At 67.9% G+C, this 21,658-nt stretch carries 24 protein-coding genes and 1 pseudogene; 13 read left to right on the top strand and 12 right to left on the bottom strand.

The genetic code is table 11. From position 1 onward, the window contains the following. Window positions 1–75: 75 nt before the first annotated feature. Both C3Y15_RS32110 and C3Y15_RS01195 read left to right on the top strand, forming a co-directional pair. Window positions 76–252, top strand: a pseudogene (locus tag C3Y15_RS32110) (transposase); the annotation flags it as partial. A gap of 46 nt (window positions 253–298) precedes the next feature. Next, window positions 299–1,129, top strand: coding sequence for an IS66 family transposase (locus C3Y15_RS01195; RefSeq protein WP_224383427.1), 831 nt, complete (start codon window positions 299–301; stop codon window positions 1,127–1,129). Between the two features lie 727 nt (window positions 1,130–1,856). On the opposite strand, the gene C3Y15_RS01190 is transcribed toward C3Y15_RS01195, so the two are convergent. Both C3Y15_RS01190 and C3Y15_RS01185 read right to left on the bottom strand, forming a co-directional pair. Next, entirely contained in the window at window positions 1,857–2,753 is an 897-nt protein-coding gene (locus tag C3Y15_RS01190; protein ID WP_069223740.1) for a manganese catalase family protein, read from the bottom strand. Between the two features lie 263 nt (window positions 2,754–3,016). Then, window positions 3,017–3,229: a hypothetical protein gene (locus tag C3Y15_RS01185; RefSeq protein ID WP_124259686.1), complete on the bottom strand. Its 213-nt coding sequence runs from the start codon at window positions 3,227–3,229 to the stop codon at window positions 3,017–3,019. Window positions 3,230–3,392: 163 nt separating this feature from the next. On the opposite strand from C3Y15_RS01185, the gene C3Y15_RS01180 reads away from it, so the two are divergent. The 3 genes from C3Y15_RS01180 (at window position 3,393) to C3Y15_RS01170 (ending at window position 8,366) form a co-directional block, all read left to right on the top strand. Beyond that, the gene (locus tag C3Y15_RS01180) at window positions 3,393–4,802 is read left to right on the top strand and encodes an HlyD family secretion protein (RefSeq protein ID WP_043292761.1); all 1,410 of its coding nucleotides are present in this window, start codon (window positions 3,393–3,395) and stop codon (window positions 4,800–4,802) included. An 85-nt stretch (window positions 4,803–4,887) separates the two neighbouring features. Further along, on the top strand, window positions 4,888–6,480 hold the full coding sequence (locus tag C3Y15_RS01175; protein ID WP_124259687.1) for a DHA2 family efflux MFS transporter permease subunit: 1,593 nt from the start codon (window positions 4,888–4,890) through the stop codon (window positions 6,478–6,480). A gap of 50 nt (window positions 6,481–6,530) precedes the next feature. Continuing rightward, window positions 6,531–8,366, top strand: a complete 1,836-nt coding sequence (locus C3Y15_RS01170) for an efflux transporter outer membrane subunit (protein WP_243860164.1) — start codon at window positions 6,531–6,533, stop codon at window positions 8,364–8,366. A 10-nt stretch (window positions 8,367–8,376) separates the two neighbouring features. Here the strand turns inward: C3Y15_RS01170 and C3Y15_RS01165 are convergent, their stop codons facing one another. From C3Y15_RS01165 to C3Y15_RS01155, 3 genes are all read right to left on the bottom strand, one after another. Next, window positions 8,377–8,931, bottom strand: coding sequence for a GNAT family N-acetyltransferase (locus C3Y15_RS01165; RefSeq protein WP_243860162.1), 555 nt, complete (start codon window positions 8,929–8,931; stop codon window positions 8,377–8,379). Between the two features lie 398 nt (window positions 8,932–9,329). Further along, entirely contained in the window at window positions 9,330–9,554 is a 225-nt protein-coding gene (locus tag C3Y15_RS01160; RefSeq protein WP_045579625.1) for a hypothetical protein, read from the bottom strand. A gap of 64 nt (window positions 9,555–9,618) precedes the next feature. Continuing rightward, entirely contained in the window at window positions 9,619–9,987 is a 369-nt protein-coding gene (locus tag C3Y15_RS01155) for an HPr family phosphocarrier protein (RefSeq protein ID WP_011880011.1), read from the bottom strand. Between the two features lie 258 nt (window positions 9,988–10,245). Between C3Y15_RS01155 and C3Y15_RS01150 the strand changes: the two genes are divergently transcribed. Both C3Y15_RS01150 and C3Y15_RS01145 read left to right on the top strand, forming a co-directional pair. Continuing rightward, complete coding sequence (locus tag C3Y15_RS01150) at window positions 10,246–10,590, top strand: zinc ribbon domain-containing protein YjdM (protein WP_014725746.1); 345 nt, start codon at window positions 10,246–10,248, stop codon at window positions 10,588–10,590. 42 nt (window positions 10,591–10,632) lie between these two features. Continuing rightward, window positions 10,633–11,469, top strand: a complete 837-nt coding sequence (locus C3Y15_RS01145; protein WP_011880013.1) for a spermidine synthase — start codon at window positions 10,633–10,635, stop codon at window positions 11,467–11,469. 48 nt (window positions 11,470–11,517) lie between these two features. On the opposite strand, the gene C3Y15_RS01140 is transcribed toward C3Y15_RS01145, so the two are convergent. Together C3Y15_RS01140 and C3Y15_RS01135 are read right to left on the bottom strand one after the other, a co-directional pair. Next, on the bottom strand, window positions 11,518–11,706 hold the full coding sequence (locus C3Y15_RS01140) for a CopG family transcriptional regulator (protein WP_011880014.1): 189 nt from the start codon (window positions 11,704–11,706) through the stop codon (window positions 11,518–11,520). A 73-nt stretch (window positions 11,707–11,779) separates the two neighbouring features. Continuing rightward, on the bottom strand, window positions 11,780–12,538 hold the full coding sequence (locus tag C3Y15_RS01135) for a YoaK family protein (RefSeq protein WP_045579626.1): 759 nt from the start codon (window positions 12,536–12,538) through the stop codon (window positions 11,780–11,782). Between the two features lie 301 nt (window positions 12,539–12,839). On the opposite strand from C3Y15_RS01135, the gene C3Y15_RS01130 reads away from it, so the two are divergent. Both C3Y15_RS01130 and C3Y15_RS01125 read left to right on the top strand, forming a co-directional pair. Then, the gene (locus C3Y15_RS01130) at window positions 12,840–13,190 is read left to right on the top strand and encodes a hypothetical protein (protein WP_043292619.1); all 351 of its coding nucleotides are present in this window, start codon (window positions 12,840–12,842) and stop codon (window positions 13,188–13,190) included. Beyond that, the gene (locus C3Y15_RS01125) at window positions 13,187–13,399 is read left to right on the top strand and encodes a twin transmembrane helix small protein (RefSeq protein ID WP_011880017.1); all 213 of its coding nucleotides are present in this window, start codon (window positions 13,187–13,189) and stop codon (window positions 13,397–13,399) included. Before C3Y15_RS01130 ends, C3Y15_RS01125 begins: the two co-directional genes overlap by 4 nt. A gap of 201 nt (window positions 13,400–13,600) precedes the next feature. Here C3Y15_RS01125 and C3Y15_RS01120 read toward each other — a convergent pair whose 3' ends face one another. The 3 genes from C3Y15_RS01120 to hmpA form a co-directional block, all read right to left on the bottom strand. Next, window positions 13,601–14,905 (bottom strand): HipA domain-containing protein, encoded by a 1,305-nt coding sequence (locus tag C3Y15_RS01120; RefSeq protein ID WP_124259690.1) that lies wholly within the window; start codon window positions 14,903–14,905, stop codon window positions 13,601–13,603. Beyond that, window positions 14,895–15,179 (bottom strand): helix-turn-helix transcriptional regulator, encoded by a 285-nt coding sequence (locus C3Y15_RS01115; RefSeq protein ID WP_011880019.1) that lies wholly within the window; start codon window positions 15,177–15,179, stop codon window positions 14,895–14,897. Before C3Y15_RS01115 ends, C3Y15_RS01120 begins: the two co-directional genes overlap by 11 nt. A 319-nt stretch (window positions 15,180–15,498) precedes the next feature. Then, window positions 15,499–16,821, bottom strand: a complete 1,323-nt coding sequence (hmpA, locus tag C3Y15_RS01110) for an NO-inducible flavohemoprotein (protein WP_257786200.1) — start codon at window positions 16,819–16,821, stop codon at window positions 15,499–15,501. 86 nt (window positions 16,822–16,907) lie between these two features. Between hmpA and C3Y15_RS01105 the strand changes: the two genes are divergently transcribed. From C3Y15_RS01105 to C3Y15_RS01095, 3 genes are all read left to right on the top strand, one after another. Beyond that, the gene (locus C3Y15_RS01105) at window positions 16,908–17,618 is read left to right on the top strand and encodes an MgtC/SapB family protein (RefSeq protein ID WP_011880021.1); all 711 of its coding nucleotides are present in this window, start codon (window positions 16,908–16,910) and stop codon (window positions 17,616–17,618) included. A gap of 64 nt (window positions 17,619–17,682) precedes the next feature. Continuing rightward, entirely contained in the window at window positions 17,683–18,108 is a 426-nt protein-coding gene (locus C3Y15_RS01100) for a CBS domain-containing protein (protein ID WP_011880022.1), read from the top strand. A gap of 27 nt (window positions 18,109–18,135) precedes the next feature. After that, window positions 18,136–18,405: a DUF2934 domain-containing protein gene (locus tag C3Y15_RS01095; RefSeq protein WP_011880023.1), complete on the top strand. Its 270-nt coding sequence runs from the start codon at window positions 18,136–18,138 to the stop codon at window positions 18,403–18,405. Window positions 18,406–18,610: 205 nt separating this feature from the next. Here the strand turns inward: C3Y15_RS01095 and C3Y15_RS31615 are convergent, their stop codons facing one another. Both C3Y15_RS31615 and C3Y15_RS01090 read right to left on the bottom strand, forming a co-directional pair. Further along, window positions 18,611–18,748, bottom strand: coding sequence for a hypothetical protein (locus C3Y15_RS31615; protein ID WP_164716093.1), 138 nt, complete (start codon window positions 18,746–18,748; stop codon window positions 18,611–18,613). Between the two features lie 72 nt (window positions 18,749–18,820). Continuing rightward, window positions 18,821–21,022, bottom strand: coding sequence for an ATP-binding protein (locus C3Y15_RS01090; protein WP_124259714.1), 2,202 nt, complete (start codon window positions 21,020–21,022; stop codon window positions 18,821–18,823). A gap of 366 nt (window positions 21,023–21,388) precedes the next feature. Between C3Y15_RS01090 and C3Y15_RS01085 the strand changes: the two genes are divergently transcribed. After that, window positions 21,389–21,655, top strand: coding sequence for a hypothetical protein (locus C3Y15_RS01085; protein ID WP_046427397.1), 267 nt, complete (start codon window positions 21,389–21,391; stop codon window positions 21,653–21,655). Window positions 21,656–21,658: the final 3 nt, after the last annotated feature.

Below are 21,658 nucleotides of genomic sequence, written 5' to 3'. Positions count from 1 at the left end.
TCGCTACGCTGCTCACGTACCAGACGCACTGCGCGCTCCCGGACTTCCGGGGAAAACTTGGTTGCCTTCTTGTTCATGGCTCGATTCTCTCAAGAATCCGAGCCTCCACAAAATTCGGTGCGGTTCACCATCGAACTCCGGCGGAAGCTGGCTCAGCAGGCCTGCGAAGCAGGCGTATCGGTCGCGCGTTTGGCAATGGAACATGGGTTGAATCCGAACCTCGTATTCAAATGGCGCCGAGCACTCCGTGCTGGCGAATACGATCCGGTGGATTTGCTGCCCGTGACAGTGGACACACCTGCGCAAGAGATGGAGCAGCCGGCCCCGGCGCCAGTTACTTGCGCAACTGCTGCAGGCGCCATCGAGATCAGCGTGGGCAACACCCGCGTGCGCATCGAAGGCTCGCCCAGCGAAACCACGCTACTGTTGGTGCTGCGCATGTTGCGCAGCACGTCGGAATCGGCAGCATGATCGGCTTACCCACCCGCAGCAGCACCTCGAATCGTTCAACGGCACGCTGCAGGCCGATGCCTACGGTGGTTACCAGGCGATTTACGAAACTGGACGAGTGGCCGAAGCAGCGTGCTGGGCCCATGCCCGGCGGCAGTTCTACGAACTGCATGCTACGCGGCCGAATGCCTTGAATACGGAGGCGGGGGAGCGCATCGGCGCGCTGTACAAGGTCGAAGAATCGAGTCGAGGCAAACCACCCGACGAACGACGGTCGTGCCGACAAATTCACACCAAGCCCTTGCTCGATCAACTCCATGTGTGGCTGAGCGCCACACTGGAGACGCTCTCGCGCAAATCCGACACAAGTCGGGCGATACTTTATGCCCTGAACCGCTGGGAGGCGCTCACGCGCTACTGCGGCGACGGACGTCTGGAGATCGATAACCTGCCGGTCGAACGCGCCTTGCGCGGTGTGGCAATTGGCCGTCGGAACTATCTGTTTGCCGGCGCCGGCTCGGGAGGTGAAAGAGCGGCCGCAATCTACAGCTTGATCGGCACGTGCAAGTTAAACGGCATCGATCCCGAAGCCTATCTGCGTCACGTGCTCGTCCGCATCGCAGAGCACCCAGTCAATCGCATCGGTAACTTGCTGCCCTGGAACGTATTGGTCACCTAACTCGCGAAGTCTCTGCCTATGACATACAAGCACTACGCTGTCGTCAATGAGGTCGGTCCGGTATGCGGCCAGGGGCGCGTGCTTGTAGCCGCCAAATCGAAAAGTTCGGGGGTCTTTGCGCCCTGCGAAGACTGTGAATCTGAATGGAGCCATCCCGACGAAACACATGACACAGAGCTTGCCTCGCGATACAGACACGCCTTTGCACGCTATCTGCGCCTAGACGAGTTAATGGCGCATTCATGGTATTGCCATGTTCTGAACAAGTAACTGTCGCAGGTATTCGGTCCCCGTCAAGACGGTGCTCGATACACGCTTACTGTCCCGAGCTGTGATAGTGAGTATCGAGATCGCAGGTTCGCGGCCAGAAATCGTGGGAGTGAACTTTCTCGTCGGTCATCGTCGAATTATCCGTGCGTATTGCGGTCGCACCTGCATTCCGGATGCATAGTGGTGTTGGCTCTCGTTGGAGAATCATCAGGCAGATGACGCGTATAACGCTAGGAACAGACCCAGAGCTGGTTGAGTATCGAACGGCAGAGAGGGGTTGAATCCGCAGTCGATCCCGGCCGTTGACGAAGTGACGGTTGCCGCGTCGCGGCGCGATGGCATCACGGCGATGCGCCATCGCGGCTCCACGGCTCCACGCCGTCAGAGCATCACATCCTCACGGCAGCGCGGCGCATTCAACGCCACGCCGCCGACTCCTGCCGTTAGCACCTGCCGCTCACCGCCCGCCGTTCGATCCCGCCGCAGTATCCCGCGGTGCGCCGGCACCAAGCTCGGCGCCCGTGATCGGATCGCAGCGCGGGTCCGAAGCGAGACGCCGCGTCATTGCTTCGAGCGCCTGCGATTGCTGCGGCTCGACCACGCCCTTCGCGGCGCCGTCGCCGCCATCGACGGCCGGCTCGCCGCGCCGCAACGACAGCGAATCGCCGCGATTCCACGGGCCCGGCACGGGCTCGCCGTCCTGCATCCGGAAGTACACGCGGTCGTAGGGCTCGACCGGCGGCAGCTTGCCCGGCGGGAAGTTCGCGGTGATCGCGTACAGCGCCTTCTCGAACGACTTCTGATGCGATACCTCGCGCGTCATCAGGAAGCCGAGCGCGTCGCGGATGCCGGGATCGTCGGTCACGTTGATGAGTCGCTCGTAGATGATCTTCGCGCGCGCTTCGGCCGCGATGTTCGAGCGCAGGTCGGCGGTCGGCTCGCCGATCGTGTCGATGTACGCAGCCGTCCACGGCACGCCGCCCGAATTGGTCAGCGGCGTGCCGGCGCCGTACAGCAGCTGCGTCACGTGGCTGTCGTTGCCCGCGCCGTGCAGCTTGCGGTACAGCTCGGCCTGCTCGTCGACGGCCTCGGCGAGTTCGCCCTTCGCGCCGCGATTGAGCATCGCAACCAGCGAGCCGATCACTTCGAGGTGGCTCAATTCCTCGGTCGCGATGTCGAACAGCATGTCCTTGCGGCCCGGATCCTCCTCGGTGACCGCCTGCGTGAAATAGCGCATCGCGGCGGCGAGCTCGCCCTGCGGGCCGCCGAACTGTTCGAGCAGCAGGTTCGCGAGCCCCGGGTTGGGCGCATCGACGCGGACCGTGTACTGAAGCCGTGTGTTGTGAATGAACATGAAACCTCCGTTGAAGAAAGGGAGCACACCTGCGACGCAGCCGCGAGCACGACGCGCACCCGTAGTGCTCGGGGCTGCTACGGCGCACGCATCGTTGGCGGGCGGCGTTCGGGTGCTGGACGGACGCAGAAGCCATACCGCTGAGGGGGCCGATGCACGGCCCTGCGTCGCATCCGTCCGCGATTTTTCAACGCGTTGTCATTTCTGCCGTCAGCGCGCGAGCATGCGTGCAGCTGCGCGGCGATAGCACCGGGCAAGCGCAGTCAGCGCGTATCGCCGTCGCGTGTGGGCATGTGCGCCCCGGCACCATCGGCCGGTGCGCCTTCATCGGAGGACAGCGGCTTGCCTTCGGCCGGATCGTGCGCGCTGCGCGGCCGCGGCGTGTGCGTGCCGTGCGGCTTTCCTTCGGGGCCGGGCGTGCTGCCGCCGCGGTCCTGTCCTTGCGAATCGGTATCGAGTGAATTCGAACGGGTCATCGGGCTGGCTTCCTGTCGGAACATTGGGGAAGGCGCGCACGCATCGCCCGTGCCGGCGCCTTCGCGTGGCGATCGACACGGCCGGGCGCGCCGTTTGCTCGCCCGCGCCCTCGAGGCCGGCCCGCGCAATGTCGCGCGCGGCCGTTGCCTGGAGCGATGTTCGATGTCAGATGCGACCCTGTTCCCGCTGTCCGATCCGCAGCAAGTCCTTGCCTCCCTCGTGCGTGCTTTTACGTTTACGCCGGCACGACGCGCGGCCGTGTGCGCGTGGCGCGCGCTCGCGCTGCCCCGCGTCCCGGTATCGGCCTACGCCGGTGGTGCGGTCGGACTGGCGCCGCGCGTCGCCGTTGCGCGCGCCGGAGACGGCAACGCGGCCGGCGGCGACGACGGCAATGCCGGCCGCGACCGACGCGACGAACGCGATGAGCGCGACACCGACGCGCCGGGCGGCGGCGGCGGTGACGGCCATCCGCACGACGATCGCGGCGGCCGCACCGGCGGCGATGGCGACGGCGACAGCCATGACGGCGAACGCAAGCGCCCGGGGAAGAAGCCGCTGATCATCCTCGGCGCGGTGCTGCTGGTGTTGCTGATCGCCGGGCTCGTGTGGTGGCTCGCGACGCGCGATCAGGAGAGCACGGACGACGCTTATACCGACGGCAACGCGGTTGCAATGGCGCCGCACGTGTCCGGCTACGTGACGCGGCTTGCCGTCGACGACAACACCTTCGTGCATCGCGGCGACGTGCTCGTCGAAATCGATCCGCGCGACTATCGCGCGCGGGTCGACGCGGCGCGCGCACAGCTCGGCCTCGCGCAGGCGCAGCTCGATGCGGCGCGCGTGCAGCTCGACATCGCCCGCGTGCAGTATCCCGCGCAGTACCGCCAGGCGCGTGCGCAGATCGAGTCGGCGGACGCCGCTTACCGGCAGGCGCTGGCCGCCCAGGAGCGCCAGCGTGCGGTCGATGCGCGCGCAACCTCCCAGCAGGCGATCGACGCCGCCGATGCGCAGCGCGCCAGTGCCGACGCGAACGTCGCGATGGCCCGCGCGCAGGCGCGCACCGCGAGCCTCGTGCCGCAGCAGATCCGCCAGGCCGAGACGGTCGTCGAGGAGCGCCGCCAGCAGGTGCTGCAGGCGCGCGCGCAGCTTGCGACGGCCGAGCTCGATCTGTCGTACTGCGAGCTGCGCGCGCCGTCCGACGGCTGGGTCACGCGCCGCAACGTGCAGCTCGGCTCATACCTGCAGGCGGGCGCGTCGGTCTTCTCGATCGTCACGCCGCAGATGTGGATCACCGCGAACTTCAAGGAGTCGCAACTCGAGCGGATGCGGATCGGCGATCGCGTCGACGTGTCCGTCGACGCGTATCCCGATCTCGACCTGCACGGCCACGTCGACAGCATCCAGCTCGGCAGCGGCGCGCGGTTCTCCGCGTTTCCGGCCGAGAACGCGACCGGCAACTTCGTGAAGATCGTGCAGCGCGTGCCGGTGAAGATCGTGCTCGACGGCCCGCTGCCGAACCGTCCGCCGCTCGGTCTCGGCCTGTCGGTCGAACCGACCGTCCATCTGAAATGACCGGCTGCCGTGAGGCGGCCCGCTTGCTCCGGAGCGACGCGATGTCTCTGATGCGCATACTCTGCACGCGCCGCGAGGGCCGCCGATGAGCCGGCCTTCCGCTGCGCCGCATTCGTCCGGCAACGGGTGGCGCCCCGCCGCGAACCCGTGGGTCGTCGCGATCGTCGTCACGCTCGCCGCCTTCATGGAGGTGCTCGACACGACGATCGTCAACGTCGCGCTGCCGCACATCGCGGGCACGATGTCCGCGAGTTACGACGAGGCGACCTGGACGCTCACGTCGTATCTCGTCGCCAACGGCATCGTGCTGCCGATCTCCGGCTTCCTCGGCCGCCTGCTCGGCCGCAAGCGCTACTTCGTGCTGTGCATCGCGGCGTTCACCGTGTGCTCGTTGCTGTGCGGCGTCGCGACCAACCTCGGCGAGCTGATCGTGTTCCGCGTGCTGCAGGGTTTGTTCGGCGGCGGGCTGCAGCCGAACCAGCAGTCGATCATCCTCGACACGTTCCCGCCCGAGCAACGCAATCGCGCGTTCTCGATCTCGGCGATCGCGATCGTCGTCGCGCCGGTGCTCGGGCCGACGCTCGGCGGCTGGATCACCGATCACTTCTCGTGGCGCTGGGTGTTTCTGCTGAACGTGCCGATCGGTGCGCTGACGGTGCTCGCGGTGATGCAGCTCGTCGAAGATCCGCCGTGGCGGCGCGGCGCCGAACGCGGGGTGTCGGTCGACTACATCGGCATCGGGCTGATCGCGATCGGCCTCGGCTGCCTGCAGGTGATGCTCGATCGCGGCGAGGACGAGGACTGGTTCGGCTCGAACTTCATTCGCATTTTCGCGGTGCTGTCGGCGCTCGGGCTGGTCGGCGCGACGCTGTGGCTGCTGCGCACGAAGAAGCCGGTGGTCGACCTGTCGTGCCTGCGCGATCGCAATTTCGCGCTCGGCTGCGTGACGATCGCGACCTTCGCGTCCGTGCTGTACGGCAGCGCGGTGATCGTGCCGCAGCTCGCGCAACAGCACCTCGGCTACACGGCCACGCTCGCGGGGCTCGTGCTGTCGCCCGGCGCGCTGCTGATCACGCTCGAGATCCCGTTCGTGAGCCGGCTGATGCCGCACGTGCAGACCCGCTATCTCGTCGGCTTCGGCTTCGTGCTGTTGTCGGCCGCGCTGGTGTATTCGCGCCGGCTCGTGCCGGACATCGACTACACGCATCTCGTGCTGATCCGCTGCGCGCAGTCGCTCGCGATCGGCTTCATGTTCGTGCCGATCACGACGCTCGCATATTTGACCGTGCCGCAGCGGCTCAACGACGACGCGTCGGCGCTGTTCACGATGTTCCGCAACGTCGCCGGCTCGATCGGCATTTCGGTGTCGACCGCGTTGATCCGCGAACGCACGCAGGCGCGGATGGCGCATCTGTCGACGCACATGTCGCCGCTATCGCAGAACTTCCAGGAGGCGCTGCACGACCAGGCACGTACGGTCGCCGCGCTGTCCGGCGCGCCGCCGTCCGCCGCGTTGCAGACGGCGACCGGCCGGCTGTACGAAACCTTCATCTCACAGGCGACGATTCTGGCGTACATCGACGTGTTCGCGATCCTCGCGGTGTTCTGCGCGTTCAGCATTCCGCTGACGTTCCTGTTCTCGCCGGTGAAGGCCGCTCGCGGCGCGGGAGGGCATTGACGATGAAGACGACGCGCGCATCTCGCGGCGCAGGCGGACGGCGCGTGCCCATGCACGCGATCGCGGCTTGTGTTGCGGCTGCGATGTTCGGCGGGTGTACGGTCGGACCGGATTTCACGGCGCCGAAGGCTGATGTGCCGGCGAATTGGCACGATGTGCAGGGTGGGGCGGCGGCATCGACGCCAACATCCACGCCAACGCCGGGTGCGTCGGCGGCTGCGCCGCCGGCCGAGCGTGCGCGCTCGTCGCCCGTGACCGGTGCGGATCCCGACCCGCGCTGGTGGCGCACATTCGGCGATCCGCTGCTGGACCGGCTCGTCGCGCGCGCCGCGCACGATAACCTCGGCCTGCAGGCTGCGGTGCTGCGCATCGCGCAGGCGCGCGCGCAAGTGCATGCGGCAGCCGCGCAAGGCTTGCCGAACGTACGGGCGAGCGCCAGCTATCAGCGCGAGCAGCTCGGGCTGAGGGGCATCATCGACGAGCAGGGCATCGAGCAGCGCATTGCCGGTCTAGGTGGGCCCGGCGCGCGCGGTGCGATCGACGCGCTCGAAGCGCCGGTCAACCTGTGGCAGGCCGGCTTCGACGCGTCATGGGAGCTCGACCTGTTCGGGCGCGTGCGCCGTTCGCTCGAGTCGGCCGACGCGCAGGCGAGCGCCGCGGTCGCGAGCCGCGACGACGCGCTGCTGTCGCTCGAGGCCGAAGTCGCGCAGACCTATCTGCAACTGCGCGGCGCCGAAAGTCAGCGCGCGTTGGCCGACGAGCTGGAGCGCGCGCAGCGCGATCTGCTCGACCTCACGCGCGAGCAGGCGGCGCACGGCCTGGCGAGCGACCTCGACGTGCGCAGCGCCGACGCACGGCTCGCGCAGATCCGCGCGCAGTTGCCGCAGTTCGATCAGCAGATCGTGCTGTTGCGCAATGCGCTCGCCTATCTGGTGGGTGGCGCGCCGGGCGCGCTCGACGACTGGCTCGCCGCGCCGCATGCATTGCCGCAGGTGCCGCCCATCGTGCCGGTCGGCCTGCCGTCGACGCTCGCGCGCCGGCGGCCCGACATCCGCCGCGCGGAAGCCGACCTGCATGCGGCGACGGCCGACGTCGGCGTGGCGGTCGCGCAGTTCTATCCGGATATCTCGCTGACCGGTCAGGTCGGGTTGCGCGCCGCGCACGTGCGCGAGCTCGCGCACTGGTCGCACCTGTTTTATTCGTTCGGGCCGGCGGTGTCGTTGCCGATCTTTGTGGGCGGTCAGCTGGTGTCGAACCTGCGCTTGTCGCAGGCGCGCCAGGCGGAAGCCGCGCTCGCGTACCGGCAGGCCGTGCTGGTGGCGCTGCGCGACGTCGACAACGCGCTGGCGGTGTACCGCACCGACCAGACGCGCGCGGCCGCGCTCGACGATGCGGTCAGAGCCGAGCAGGGCGCGCTCGAGCTCGCGCGCGACCGTTACCGCAAGGGGTTGTCGCCGTTTCTGGACGTGCTCGACGCGGAGCGTCAATGGTCGGAGGGGCGGCAACAGGCGGTGCAGGGCGCGTTGCAGACGACGACGGATCTCGTCGCGCTGTACAAGGCGCTCGGCGGTGGGTGGCAGACGTCGGGTACGGTTGGGGCTGCGAAGGTGAGGGATGTGGCGTCGAGGGATGTGGTGCCGAGGGATGAAGCGTCGAGGGATGAGGCACCGAGGGATACGGCATCGAGGGATACGGCATCGAGGGATACGGCGTCGAGGGATACGGCGCCGAGGGATGCGGCACCGAGGGGTGCGATACCGAGCGATGCGGCGTCGAGGGATGTGGTGTCGAGGGATGTGGCACCGAAGGATTCGACACCGGGTACGGCGACACCGAGCGATGCGGCGTCGCCGTCACGCGCGGCCACATCAGCCGCGTTTCAATAGCGCGCGGCCCTCACAGGCACGCGCGCGAGAACAGCAGCGAATCGGCGTCGTTGAAGCGGATGCGCACCGGATCGGCATAGCCGGCCTTCTGCGCCACGCGGATCGACGCGGTGTTGGTCGGCGCGATCAGGCAGACGCTGCGCTCGAAGCGCTGCTGCGCATCGAGCCAATGCAGCGCGTGCGTGAGCGCTTCGGTTGCATAGCCTTTGCCGTGCGCCCAGCTCGCGAGCGCCCAGCCGGCCTCCGGCACGCCGCGGATCGACGGCTCGACCGCGCGGCGGAAGTCCGCGAAACCGAGATCGCCGACGTAGCGGCCCGACGCCTTCTCGCGAATCGCCCAGTAGCCGTAGCCGAGCAGCGGCCACAGTCCGCGATACGCGAGCAGCCGCATCCACGAGTCGCGCGACGCCGACGGCTTGCCGTTGAAGATGTGCGCGACGACGGTCGGCTCGGTCCACATTGCGGCGAGCGCGTCGAAGTCGCCGAGCGGATGGCCTTCGAGTATCAGGCGCGGGGTGTCGAGAATGGGCGGGGACGTGACGGGCGGCAGGGCGCTGGATGTCATCGGGCGTTCCATCGGGAAGGACGGGCGAAGGCGGCACGCGGCGTCGCCTTCGGGCTGCCGTACGATACCGCGGAACGCGCTGCGGATGCGCAAAGCCCCGCCTGTATCGTGGAATCCGCGCGTGTCGACGGCCGTCGCTACCCGTCGTTCTCGCGACGCTGTCGCGTGCGATCGCGCAGGCGCTCATCGAGTGCCGCTCGCTTGCCCGTCACGCGAGGCGTGCGGACCGCGGACTTGCGGACTTGCTGACTGGTGGGCTTGCAACTCACAGACCCAGAGACCCGCAGACTCGCGCGGCGACGCCCCGCGGAGCGTCGCCAACGAGACCCTGCTCATGCCCACGTACGGCCCGCCCGCGTACTGGCGCGACGCGTCAGCAGCCGCATGCCGGCCGCCGACTACTTGCGGCTTTTCAGAAAATTGCGCCCGTGCGTGGTGATCGACGCGCCGGAGCGGCCGTTCGCCGAATGGCTGACGAAACCGGCGCCGACGAGTTCGTGCTCGACCGACCAGCCGAGCGCCGGCGCATCGCGGCCATAGCGCACGTCGGCGAGGCGCTCGAGCGCCCACAGTGCGGCGGCCGACAGGTTGGGGGTGTTGGTGGACGTGGCGTTGTCGTTCATCGCTTCCTCTGGCTGGGTGATTCGGGGTGGACGGCACGGGGCCGTGGGGCCGGACGACGCAGCGTCAGCCGGCCTGCAGCAACGGCAGCAGCGCCTGCAGCGCGGTGTCCTCGTCGCGGCCGGTGGCCAGCAACTGGGCGGACGTGCCGCCGTGCAACTGCAGCGCCGCGATCGCGGCGGCGTCCTTGGCGGCGGCGCTGACGCCGTTGGCGATCAGCAGGATGTCGCTTTCGAAGCGGCGAGCCGCCGCGACCAGCGCATCGCGCGCATGGCTCGCGCGCTTGCGGTTCCATGCCGCACCGATTTGGACGTAGACGACGGTTGCCACGATGCGGATCAGCGGCGAAGCGCGCGGCCGGAACGGCGCGCGGCGGCCGGCAGGCTCGGCGTCGCGACCGCGCGGCCTCTGGCTCGGGTGCTTGCGTCGCTGCATCGTGCGACCAGCCTGGCTGCATCATCTATCTCGAACATGTCGGCATCCTCGGTTAAGCGGCGATCAAGTCCGGCGAACGATCGGAGTGGGAGATTATAATACGTACACCAGTTTATGTGTATGGCATTATAATGTCGTGCGCATGATCTGCGGCCTGTCGAACGTCGGCGGGCCGCTGCGACATGCGATCCCGGCGCCGGTTTGCGCGCCGGTATTTTTTTGTCGATTGACCCGAACCCCCACCGAATGGAAGCTGCAATGAACGCCGCCCCCGCCTGCCCGCAATGCGCGATGGAAAACACTTACCCGGACGGCACGCTGTACGTGTGCCCCGACTGCGGCCACGAATGGTCGGCCGGCGCCGGCGCCGAAGCGGGCGACGAGCCGGCGGGCGACGTCGTGAAGGATGCGAACGGCAACGTGCTGTCGGACGGCGATTCGGTCGTCCTGATCAAGGACCTGCGCGTGAAAGGTTCGTCGATCACGTTGAAGATGGGCACCAAGGTGAAGAGCATCCGGCTCGTCGGCGGCGATCACGAAGTCGATTGCAAGACCGACATGGGCGGCTTCATGCTGAAGGCCTGCTACCTGAAGAAGGTCTGAGCGCGTAATGGCGCGGAGCGCCAATCGCAAGGCTTGCCGAACATGAGCGACGATCGGGCATCGTACGATGCATTCCTGCGTTTTCTGGCGACGCCGTTGAGCGACGGGCGTCCGTTCGTGCTCGAGACGAAGCACGCGGTGTCGCTGCATTTCGATCATTTCGGCACGCAGAGCTTCATGTCGCTGAAGGATCCGGTCCGGCTCGAACTCGGCTACACGCGCGTGATGATGGGCTTCCTGCTGCTGCAGCCGGCGCCCGCGCGCATCAGCATGCTCGGGCTCGGCGGCGGATCGCTCGCGAAGTACTGTTACCGCCACTTGCCCGACAGCGCGATGGAGGCGGTCGAGATCAATCCGCAGGTGATTGCGTTGCGCGACGTGTTCCGGATTCCGCACGACGATGCGCGCTTCGCGGTGGTGTGTGCGGACGGCGCCGACTACGTCGCGCGTCCCGACGTGCGAGCGGACGTGATCCTGCACGACGCGTTCGTCGCCGACGGCACGGCCGGCCGCTGCACCGGCGCCGAATTCCTCGACGCGTGCCGTGCGCGGCTCAGTGAAACGGGTGTGCTGGCGATCAACTTCATGAACGACGATCCGGCGCTGCCGCGGCATCTCGAACAGCTGCGCGCGGTGTTCGACGATTCGTACTCGCTGGTGCCGTGCGGCGACGACAACAATTTCATCGCGTTCGCGTGGAAGAACGGCAACCCGTTGCCGTCGTTGCGCGTGCTGCTCGAGCGTGCGCTCGCGTTCGGTTCGGCCGGCGAGCTCAAGCTCGCGTCCACCGCGCGGCGCATGAAGGCGGGCGAGGGTATCGACCCGGCGCGGCTGGTGTGGCGCGCGCGCGAACATCCCCGCTGGGAAATCTGCATGTGACGGCGTGACGGCGTGGCGCGTGACGGCGCCGCCGCCATGCGCGCAGCGTTATTTCCGTACCCGCTTCGCGACCGCGCTCTTGGTCTTGTAGCTGATGCCGTGCGTGTCGAGATATTCGCGGATCAGCTGACGCACGACTTGCGACGGCGTGAGATCCTGCTCGGCGCACAGTATTTCGAAGGCTTCCTTCTTCGCGGGATCGATCAGGACGGTCAGGCGGGCGGTTTTCGTTTCCATCGTCAGGCGTGCGTATTCGATAGGTTGATCGGATTGAAATTCGTCGGCATTGGCGGCCGGGCCGGGGCCGCGCTCAACGCCGGCGTTCGAACCATGTGAGCAGATCGTCGATCACGGGCATCGCGGCGAGCATGACCAGCACGCCGGCGAGCGGCACGGTCGACACGTAGCCGACATGCTTGAAGCCGATCGCGCCCATCAGCCCGCCGATGAAGAACGACGAGAGCATCGTCGCGTGAATCTTCAGCTTCGACCGGTTGGCGATCACCGCATGCGCGTCGACGACCATGGCCGAGCGGTTCCAGTAGAACAGCTTGCCCAGCTCGATGCCGAGATCGGTGACGATGCCGGTCATGTGCGTCGTGCGGATTTCGGCGCCCGACATCTTCGTGATCGTCGCGTTCTGCAGCCCCATGATGAAACAGAGCAGCGTGACGGTCGCCGGCACGAACAGCCCTTCCCACAGCGCGAGATGGCTGCCGAGCAGCCCGAACACCAGCAGCAGCACGGCTTCGACCAGCAGCGGCAGCACGAACTGGCTCTGCAGCCCGCGCCGCCGCCCCCAGTTGACCAGAATCGCCGAGCAGCCGGCGCCCACCAGGAACGACGCCAGCGAGCTGACGCCGGCCAGCGCGAGCGGGATGTCGCCGAGCGCGGTCTGATCGGCGATCGCCGACACGATGCCGCTCATGTGCGACGTGTATTGCTTGACCGCGAGGTAGCCGCCGGCGTTGGCCGCGCCGGCCACGAACGCCAGCGAGAAGCCCAGCTGGCGATTGGCGGGTGCGCTCCGGTGTTTTCCGGTCAGACTCAGGAAGTACTGCGCTGGCATATGGGTACGGGGTTCGCTCGATCGCCCGGATCGCCGGGCACGGACAGGGCGGCACGCGCCGGTGCCGGCCCCGGACCTGCGGGCCGGCGGCAAACGGTGCCGGATCGCTTGCATCATCTGCGACACATGATAATTACATTATCATACTCTGTTAGTCAGACCGCACTTTAAGTACAATGTCTCGCGATGCCGACAGAGCGTGTTTTTCGGCCGGCATCGTTCGCGCAGCCGGTCGCCGGCTGCTTCCGGATCGATCCGGCCGCACCCGCCACCCGTTCGCAGTTCGCTCGATATCCGCATCATGACCCCCATCAAGTTCGTTCTCCGCTACACGGCGATTCCGTTCGTGGCCATCGTGGCCGTCGTCCTGTGGGCGGTCGTGCCGTCGTCGAAGGAAATCGACGCGCGGCAATATGCGGCGCTGTCGCGCGGATACGCGAACTTTCCGCTACCGTTGCGGCATGAGATCTCGGAATCGATGGCCGACGGGCGGATCAGCGACGGGCGTTATCAAGCGCTCGTGCGCGATTCGCTCGGCAATGGCGTCGCGCTGGACTGGCCGGCATCGGGCGTCGGCGACGTCGCGGCCGAGCGGCAAAAACTCGCCGAACTGCTGAAGGCCGATCCCGGCCTGGAGGACCATCGACAATGAAGGTTGCACTTGTTTCAACGGCTTTCGTGCTGATCATCGGAAGCCTGATCTTCGCGCTGTATTTCATGAACCACGACCGCGGCAAGAGCAAACGGATGGCGTGGTCGCTCGCGGCGCGCGTGGGCTTGTCGGTCACGCTGTTCCTGTCGCTGTTGATCGCGTACAAGCTCGGGTGGATCGAGCCGACCGGGTTGCCGATCGGGCGGTGACGGGCGCTGCGGCGGGTTTCTGCGCCGTCGGAGTTCCGTATGTGTCGGCAGCGGCGTGGCGAGAAGAGCGCGCGAGCCGCTGGCCGTCCGATCGAAGCCGTGGTGCGAAGTCGGTCATGCGACGCGTCGGCTCGCCACGCATCACACGGCAGTTTGGTTCAATGCGCGGCGCGTTGCCGCCATCCGCCCATCGTCGGTAGCCTAGCCGCGCCCCCCGCGTAACGCCCGCCCCATCTCCGCGATCGGCATCGCGACGATCGAATTCAGCAGCCGCATCTCGCCGGCATCCGGCTTCGCCAGCTCGCGCACCTCGTCGAGCGTCTGCGCGACATGACGGTCGAGCGGCTCCAGAAAGCGCTGGAGTTCGCTCGCAGCCGCCCTCTCCCTGAGCCCCAGCGCCTGACCGAACGCCATCAGCGCGTTCGCGTCGATATCCGCAAACCGCGTCGCCGCGCCGAGCGGCATCGTCAGCTCGCAGTCGGGCCAGTGATCGCCGCGCTGATCGGGCCGGTGCGTCGGCGTCTGATAGACGACCGTGCTGACGATGTCGTAGAACGGCGCGAGCCGGTAGCCGCGCGCGTCGACGAAGAACGACAGGTTCTTCAGATGCGCATCGGCATTGCCGACCACGACGTTGAACACCGTCCAGCGGAACACCGACAGACGCGCAAGCGCCCGTGTGCTGGTGCGGTCGATCGCGCGCGCGAGCTCTTGCGCGTTCGCGCGCTGATACTTGAAGCCGCGGTCGTAATTGAGCAGCTGCATCGCGTCGATCGTGTGCAGCCGCCGGGCCGGCTGCGCGGCGACGTCGCGATCGAACCGGTCGATCACGTAGCACGCGGACGGTGCGCGCAGGAAGTGCACGTCCGGCACGTTGAGGCCCATTCTGCCCGCGAGCTTCATGCAGAAGAATTCGTTGATCGCCGAATGCGGATAGCCGGCCGCGCGCATGTCGGGCTTGAGCAGGTGCATCGACGGCTCGCTGCCGATCGGCTCGTACAGCGCGTAATCGGGCGCGTCGCCGCGCAGCACCACCAGCAGCTTCTGCTGCGCGCCGGCCGCCGACATGCGCTTGGGCGCGGTGGCCGTCAGCGCGCGCTCGGGCATCGCGCGGATGCGTCGCTCGAGCTCGTCGAGCGGCAGCGGTTGCAGGGCGCCGGGCGCTTCGTGCTCGCCGTCGGCCAGCAGCGTCAGCGCGCCGGCCGATTCGCGCCCGAAGTACGCGAGCAGGCCCCATGCGTCGGCGGCGGCGACGTTCGCTTCGCGCGCGAGCGACGTGCGCATGCCTTCCTCGGGCAGCAGGTTGTCGAAGAACCACTGGACCGGACGATCGCTCGACGTGTCGGTGAAGGCGCCGCCGCGCAACGCGAACGCCGGCGACAACGGACACGCGGCCGCGCTCGCGAGCCATTGCGCATTGTATTCGAACGACCAGATTCCCTTGTCGTCGGCGAGCGTGCCCATGCGCACGCCGTTGGCGGACACGACCAGCGTTCTAGCCGCCATGGCTGCTCCTGCGGCGTTGCGCGGCCTTCAGCGCCGTCGCCTCCGAAATCTCGACCGACGACTCGGCATACAGCCGCACGCCCAGCTCGCCGAGCAGCAGCATCACCTTGCCGATCTGCGCGGTCGGCTTGCCGGCTTCGACCTGGCTGATGAATTTCGGCGACAGCCCGGTCGCATTCGCCAGCTCGTCGCGCGTGAAGCCCTGCTGCAACCGGGCCGCGCGGATGAGATGGGCGAGCGCGCCGAGCGTGTCGACGGACTGGGACTCCGACATGACGTTCTCCGTGCTTCGTATCTGATCGGGAACAGTATTGCACAATTCGGGCGTGCAACCGCGGTTCGTATCCAGTCGGAAACGAAAAGGCGATTTGCGGGAGTTGAATCGAGGTTTCGTATCCGGTCGAATACGGAACAACAGCAAAGAATGCCTATACGGTGATGCCCGTATCCGCTCGGGTACGCGCGTTCGCGCGGCGCTGGCCCGGCCGGCATCGGGCCGGCGAGCGCGGCCATCGGCATCGTGCGCCGTGCATCAGCGCATCAGCGCCGCTGGCCGCCGCGCGCCGAATCCCCACGCGAGCCGTTGCGCCACCTCATTCGGCGAACAGATCAGGCCCGAACACCTCGTAATGAATCCGCGTCTCGGGAACGCCGAGCTGCTTCAACGCGTCGTGCTGCAACCGCATGAACGGCACCGGGCCGCAAATGTAGTAATCGGCATCGGGCAGCAGGAGCGCGTCCTTGATCGCATTCACGTCGACCAGCCCTTTCAGGTCGTAGTCGACGCCTTCCACATCTTGCGGCAGCGGGTCGTCGTAGAACACGACGAGCTTGAAGTTCGCATGGGTGCTGGCCGTCTCGCGCAGCCGGTCACGCATCGCATGCACGCCGCTGTTGCGCGCGCCGTGCACGAACACGACTTGCCGGTGCGAATCCTGGATCGCGCGCGTGAGCATGCTGATCATCGGCGTCAGGCCCACGCCGCCGCTGATCAGCACGATCGGCGTTTTCGCCTCGACGTCGATATGGAAGCTGCCGTAGGGCGCCGCGAGCGCGAGCGTCTGACCGACCTCGACGTAGTCGTGCAGCAGGCACGATACGTAGCCGGGCGGATAGTCGCCGCCGCTTTCCCGCTTCACCGAAATGCGGTACGTGCGTCCGTTGGGCATGTCCGACAGGCTGTACTGGCGAATCTGCTGCAAGCCGAGTTCGGGCACGTCCATCGCGACGCTGACGTACTGGCCCGGCTCGAAGTTCGCGACCGGTTCGCCGTCGGCCGGTTCGAGCACGAACGACGTGATGACGCTGCTCTCGGGGCGCTTCTCGCGCACGACGAAGGTGCGCCAGCCGGTCCAGCCGCCGAGCCGCTCGGACGACCGTTCGTACAGCGTGCTCTCCATCCCCATCAACAGGTCGGCGAGGTTGCCGTACGCCTGCGCCCACGCGGAAACGATGTCGTCGGTCGCCGCGTCGCCGAGCGTTTCCTTGATCGCCGCGAGCAGGTTCTCGCCGACGATCGGATAGTGCTCCGGCCGCACGCCGAGGCTCGCGTGCTTGTTCGCGATGTTCTTCAGCACGGCGGCGAGGCTGCCGGGGTCTTCGATGTTCTCCGCGTACGCGTACACCGCGCGCGCCAGCGCCTGCTGCTGTTGCCCTTGCTCCTGATGCGCCATGTTGAACGCGTTGCGCAGTTCCGGATGCGCGTCGAACAGCTTCCTGTAGAAGCACGTGATGATGTCGTAGCCGTGTTGGGCGAGGACCGGAGCCGTCGCCTTGACGATGTCCTTGGTTTTCTGCGTGAGCATGGTCGAACTCCTTCGTGACGAGGTGCGGGCGAGCGCCGCGCGCCCGATGCCCGTTTCTACAATTGCGCTTGCCGCACTACACGGTCCGCGTGCTCGGGCCGGTACGCGCATAGCGGGTCCGAACCTTGCGACGTACGCGGCGTCGCTGGCGGCCGCGCCGCGACGCATGACGCTCGACGATTTGCAAGGAGGCGCGCATGGAGCCGATGCCCGTCGTACTTCAGTGGGGCGACGTCGTCGCCAGGATCGTGCTCGCGCTCGTCGCGGGCGGGCTGGTCGGGCTCGATCGCAGCGAGTCGGGCAAGACGGCCGGGCTGCGCACGACGATCCTCGTGTGTCTGGCCGCGTGCCTGTCGATGCTGCAGGTCAATGCGCTGCTGCTGCAGGCCGGCAAGCCGCAAGGCGCGTTCTCGGTGCTCGACCTGATGCGGCTGCCGCTCGGCATCCTGACCGGAATGGGCTTCATCGGCGGCGGCGCGATCCTGCATCGCGACGGCCTAGTGTCGGGCGTCACCACGGCCGCGACGCTGTGGTTCGTGACCGTCATCGGTCTGTGCATCGGCGGCGGCCAGCTGCTGCTCGGCGCGCTCGGGCTCGTGCTCGCGCTGCTGGTCGTGTGGCCGCTGCGCTTCGTCGAGCAGCGTCTGCGGCGCGTCATGACCGCACGCGTCACGGTCGAATATCCGCCCGACTCGGCCGCTCGCGAACAGCTGAACGAGAAACTGCGCGCGGCCGGCTTCACCTGCCGTACGCACGGCTTTTGCGAAACGGTGGGGCGCGACGTGCGCGAGGAAGAGTTGATCGTGCAGTGGCGCGAAGCCGCTTCGAGCGACGCGATGCTGCAGCAGTTGATGCGGATCGTTGCCTCGGCCGGCCTGGGGTCCGCGCGCTGCTGGGCGCAGAGCTGAGCAGCGCGGAACGCGCGATGCTCCGGCAGCAGGCCGCCGTGGGCGGCTTGAACAGGAGCGAAGCATGACCTCTGTATCTGAAGTGATGACACGCGATGCGGCGACCATCGCGCCGACCCAGACGCTGCGCGAAGCGGCGCAAATGATGGACGCGCTGAACGTCGGCGCGCTGCCCGTGTGCGACGGCACGCGCCTCATCGGCATGCTGACGGACCGCGACATCGTCGTGCGGGCCGTCTCGATGGGCGTGCGGCCCGACGAGCCGATCGAGGGCGTCGTCAGCGGGCCGGCGAACTGGTGTTACGAGGACGACGACATCTCCGCGGTGCAGAACAAGATGGCCGAAGCGCAGATTCGTCGCGTTCCGGTGGTCGATCGCGACAAGCGGCTGGTCGGCATCGTCGCGCTGGGCGATCTGGCCACGTCGGCCGACGGCGGGATGTCGTCGACGCTCGGCGCGGTGTCGGCGCCGTCGAAACCGGAACGATAGAACGTGCAATCAGCTCAGGAGAATCGGATGAACGAAGACAGGGAAACGCAGATCAGGGAACGTGCGTACTGGCTGTGGCAGGCGGACGGTGCGCCTGAAGGGCGCGCGGACGAATACTGGCAGCGCGCCGAACGACAGCTCGACGCCGAGGGCGGCGACACGGACGGCGGCGGCGAGCTTGCCGCGGACGTGTCGATCGATCAGTCGGCGAAGCGTCGCAGTCCGGGGGAGCCGCTGCAGGATACGGATGCCGTACCGGCCGCGGAGGTCGCGCGGGAGAAGCGGCGCACGCGGTAAGGCACGGCATAGGGCGCGCCAGCCATCGGGCGTAAGGGCGCTGCTCGACGGCGGTGGCCGTCACTGGCGCCGCCGTGCGCGGGGGCACGAACTCGAAGAAGCGCGGCGGCTGCGGAAGCATCGGCAGTCGCCGCGCAGCACCAGCACGCATTCACCAGCGCACGCCCGGCTCCGCGCCGCCTCCATTACGTCGCGATCGACGCGCTCACCCATCCTCCCCGACTTCAGTCGGATCGGGAAGCTCGGGCAGATCGTTCCGACGCTCGGGCTGCGGATGGCCCGGCTTGCCGGCATGGCCGCCTTGCTCGTCGTCGTCGGGTGTCAGATCGTTCGGGTCGCTCATCATCGTTCTCCTCGGTCGCAAGGGTGCCGGCGCGGCTGGCATGCCGATCTCAAGCATCGACCGTGCCGCGGCTTAGCGCCCGGCTTGCGGACCGTCGTGGTTGGGCGTCCCGCCTTGCGCGCCGGTGCGGCTCATCGCGAGATGCAGCGCGGCCGGGTCGACCGGTTTCACGAAATGCTCGGCGAATCCGGTCGCGAGACAGCGCTCGCGATCCGAGTGGCGACCATAGCCGGTCAGCGCGAGAAAGATGCACGGCGGGACTTCGTTGATCGCCTTCAGCCGCAGCAGCAGTTCGTAGCCGTCCATCACCGGCAAACCGATATCGAGGATCGCGACGTCCGGACGATACGCGCGATACGCGGCGAGCGCCGTCACCGGGTCGTGCACGACCGCGACCTCGTGCCCGGCGTCGCGCAACCACTGCGCGAGCGTCGATGCGGCGTCCTCGTTGTCGTCGACGAGCATGACGCGCCGGCCGCTGCCGGGTGCGGCCACGCGGATGCCGGGCTCCGCTTGCGGCGCGGCCGCGGCGCCGACGCGCGGCCGGAATTCCGGCAGCACGATCGTGAACGTGCTGCCGCGGCCGGGCCCGGCGCTGTCCGCGCGCACGGTGCCGCCATGCAGGTTCACGAGGCTGCGCACCAGCGCGAGGCCGATGCCGAGGCCGCCGTGCGCCTGCTTGTTGTCGCCGTCGATCCGGTAGAACGGTTCGAAGATGCTCTGAAGGCGGTCGGGCGGAATGCCCGCGCCGTTGTCGTGCACTTCGATCAGCGTGCTGCCGTCCGCACCGCGTTGCGCGTGCACCGCGATGTCGCCGCCCGGCAGCGTGTATTTCGCCGCGTTTGTCAGCAGGTTCGCGACGACCTGCGACAGGCGCACGGGGTCGCCGTGGCAGCGCGCCTCGGGGTCCGTGTCGACGTGCAGACGGTGGCGGCGCTGCTCGAGCAGCGGGCTCGCGACCTCGACCGCGCGGTCGACGATGTCCGCGAGCCGCACCGCTTCCTTCTTCAGCGTGATCTTGCCGCGCGTGATGCGCGACACATCGAGCAGATCGTCGATCAGCCGGACCATGTGGTCCAGCTGGCGCTGGATGATCGCAATCTCGTTCGGCGTGGCCTGGCCGTCGCGATTGCGGATCAGCTCCAGCGCGAGCGAGATCGGCGTCAACGGGTTGCGCAGCTCGTGGCCGAGCACCGCGAGAAACTGGTCCTTCGCCTGGTTCGCGTCGCGCAGCTCGCCGAGCAGCCGGTCGCGCTCGGCGTTGGCCGCGACCAGCTTCTCGCGCGCCGCGACGTGTTCCGTCACCTCGACGGCGCTGACGATCACGCCGAGCCCGTCCGCCAGCGGTTGCGGATTGAAGTGCAGCCGGTACACGCGCGCGCCGTCCGCGTCGGTATCGTCGGTATCGGGCCGGTCGTGGTGCTCGCCGATCGTCGTCGAGCGCCCCTGCACGCGCGCCGCTTCCAGCGCGCGCGCGATCGCCGCGGTGTCGCCGCCGGGCAGCACCGACGTCAGCGGCCGGCCGACGATGTCGGTTCGGCCGCACAGCGCGGAGAAGCGGTGATTCGCGAGCACGATCCGATGCGCGGCGCCCGACAGCAGCGCGATCGGCAGCGGCGCATGCATCAGCACGCCGTTGCGTTGCTGCTCGGCATCCTCGCGGCGGCGGATCTCGTCGGTGAGCGCGCGCGCCCGTTGCTGGGACAGCGCGAGCGTCAGATGCAGCTGGTTCTCGTCGCTGCGCAGCGACGCCGAAGGCAGGATGCGCCGGTGCAGCGCACACACGTGGCGGAACATCTCCGACTGCTCGGCGCTCGGAAACGCGTCGTGCGGATAGCCGCAGTACAGCGAGAAGCGGTATCGCTCGATTAACTCGTTCCATAGCGCTTCGAGCCGCAGCGCACCCGCGTAGCGATGCTGCGCGCACAGCAGCGCGACCATTTCGCCGAACGCGTGTACCGGCCGGCCCGCGCGCACGGCCGCTTCGACGATGGTGCCGATCGAGCGGCGAAAGCGCGCGGGGTCGGGCAGGCCGCCGTCCATGAAGCTGTCGAGCAGTGCTTGCGCGCTCGACATGAAGACGCGGTCGCGCGCCGCACTGCCGTTCGCTCGCTCGAGCGTGCCGAGCCGCGCGTAGACGGCCGCCAGCCGCTCGGGCCGTGCAATCACGATCGCGCTGCCGCCGTCGCGCAGCGCGTCGGCCGAGAACGATGCGACTTCCGACACGAGCTGCTCGTCGGAGTCGTAGAACTGAACGAAGTGGTCGGTGCGCATCGGCGCGGATTTCAGCAGGGTAGAGGCAGATTTCATATCTCACGACACCACGACGCCGCAGGCAGCCGGCGAACCGGTACGGCCGGCCTATCCCGGCCGGCCTGAGCAAACTGCGTGCCGCGCCCGGATTCCCGTGCGGCGGGCGTCGCCGCGCCGCCATGCGGGCGCGCGCGGTGCCGGGCGGCGCTGCGTTTGTAAATTCTGCAGTGCAATGGTCGGATGGATACGGATGTTGCGCGGCCGCATGACGGCATGGCGCTTGCTGAAGGCGGGTGTCGTCGCACGCCGCCGCGCGCCCGCGATTCGAGCGCGTTCTGCACCGCCGCAGCGGCGTTGCGCCTGCCCATCCGCACACGGGAGAAAGCCATGACCCAATCCAGCATACCGAACGATCGCGACGCACGCGGCCTGGCCCGCACGCCGGAACCGCACGGCGGCACGCAGGCCGAACCGGCGCGGCCGCCAGGCCACGCGCCCGGCGGCGGCGAGCTCGATTCGATTCCGGACGATCAGGCGCGCAAGGTCGTGCCCGACGATCCGCGTCAGACCGCCGCCCGCGATCCGTCCGACAAGCCCTGGCCCGACGGGCACGACGCGCCCGACGACGCAGGCGACCGGCCGCGCCCGCTGTAATGG

This window comes from Burkholderia sp. B10 (genome assembly GCF_004368385.1).
GTDB classification, from domain to species: Bacteria; Pseudomonadota; Gammaproteobacteria; order Burkholderiales; family Burkholderiaceae; genus Burkholderia; species Burkholderia vietnamiensis.
Note: the sequence above shows the minus strand (reverse complement) of the source record. Positions and strands in the feature narration are given on the sequence as shown.

Excerpts from the sequence above, each read along its gene's own strand:
- C3Y15_RS01190 (WP_069223740.1), bottom strand. The coding sequence starts at position 2,753 with ATGTTCATTCACAACACACGGCTTCAGTACACGGTCCGCGTCGATGCG.
- C3Y15_RS01185 (WP_124259686.1), bottom strand. The coding sequence starts at position 3,229 with ATGACCCGTTCGAATTCACTCGATACCGATTCGCAAGGACAGGACCGC.
- C3Y15_RS01180 (WP_043292761.1), top strand. The coding sequence starts at position 3,393 with ATGTCAGATGCGACCCTGTTCCCGCTGTCCGATCCGCAGCAAGTCCTT.
- C3Y15_RS01175 (WP_124259687.1), top strand. The coding sequence starts at position 4,888 with ATGAGCCGGCCTTCCGCTGCGCCGCATTCGTCCGGCAACGGGTGGCGC.
- C3Y15_RS01170 (WP_243860164.1), top strand. The coding sequence starts at position 6,531 with ATGCACGCGATCGCGGCTTGTGTTGCGGCTGCGATGTTCGGCGGGTGT.
- C3Y15_RS01165 (WP_243860162.1), bottom strand. The coding sequence starts at position 8,931 with ATGACATCCAGCGCCCTGCCGCCCGTCACGTCCCCGCCCATTCTCGAC.
- C3Y15_RS01160 (WP_045579625.1), bottom strand. The coding sequence starts at position 9,554 with ATGAACGACAACGCCACGTCCACCAACACCCCCAACCTGTCGGCCGCC.
- C3Y15_RS01155 (WP_011880011.1), bottom strand. The coding sequence starts at position 9,987 with ATGCAGCGACGCAAGCACCCGAGCCAGAGGCCGCGCGGTCGCGACGCC.
- C3Y15_RS01150 (WP_014725746.1), top strand. The coding sequence starts at position 10,246 with ATGAACGCCGCCCCCGCCTGCCCGCAATGCGCGATGGAAAACACTTAC.
- C3Y15_RS01145 (WP_011880013.1), top strand. The coding sequence starts at position 10,633 with ATGAGCGACGATCGGGCATCGTACGATGCATTCCTGCGTTTTCTGGCG.
- C3Y15_RS01140 (WP_011880014.1), bottom strand. The coding sequence starts at position 11,706 with ATGGAAACGAAAACCGCCCGCCTGACCGTCCTGATCGATCCCGCGAAG.
- C3Y15_RS01135 (WP_045579626.1), bottom strand. The coding sequence starts at position 12,538 with ATGCCAGCGCAGTACTTCCTGAGTCTGACCGGAAAACACCGGAGCGCA.
- C3Y15_RS01130 (WP_043292619.1), top strand. The coding sequence starts at position 12,840 with ATGACCCCCATCAAGTTCGTTCTCCGCTACACGGCGATTCCGTTCGTG.
- C3Y15_RS01125 (WP_011880017.1), top strand. The coding sequence starts at position 13,187 with ATGAAGGTTGCACTTGTTTCAACGGCTTTCGTGCTGATCATCGGAAGC.
- C3Y15_RS01120 (WP_124259690.1), bottom strand. The coding sequence starts at position 14,905 with ATGGCGGCTAGAACGCTGGTCGTGTCCGCCAACGGCGTGCGCATGGGC.
- C3Y15_RS01115 (WP_011880019.1), bottom strand. The coding sequence starts at position 15,179 with ATGTCGGAGTCCCAGTCCGTCGACACGCTCGGCGCGCTCGCCCATCTC.
- hmpA (WP_257786200.1), bottom strand. The coding sequence starts at position 16,821 with ATGCGCGTACCGGCCCGAGCACGCGGACCGTGTAGTGCGGCAAGCGCA.
- C3Y15_RS01105 (WP_011880021.1), top strand. The coding sequence starts at position 16,908 with ATGGAGCCGATGCCCGTCGTACTTCAGTGGGGCGACGTCGTCGCCAGG.
- C3Y15_RS01100 (WP_011880022.1), top strand. The coding sequence starts at position 17,683 with ATGACCTCTGTATCTGAAGTGATGACACGCGATGCGGCGACCATCGCG.
- C3Y15_RS01095 (WP_011880023.1), top strand. The coding sequence starts at position 18,136 with ATGAACGAAGACAGGGAAACGCAGATCAGGGAACGTGCGTACTGGCTG.
- C3Y15_RS31615 (WP_164716093.1), bottom strand. The coding sequence starts at position 18,748 with ATGAGCGACCCGAACGATCTGACACCCGACGACGACGAGCAAGGCGGC.
- C3Y15_RS01090 (WP_124259714.1), bottom strand. The coding sequence starts at position 21,022 with ATGCGCACCGACCACTTCGTTCAGTTCTACGACTCCGACGAGCAGCTC.
- C3Y15_RS01085 (WP_046427397.1), top strand. The coding sequence starts at position 21,389 with ATGACCCAATCCAGCATACCGAACGATCGCGACGCACGCGGCCTGGCC.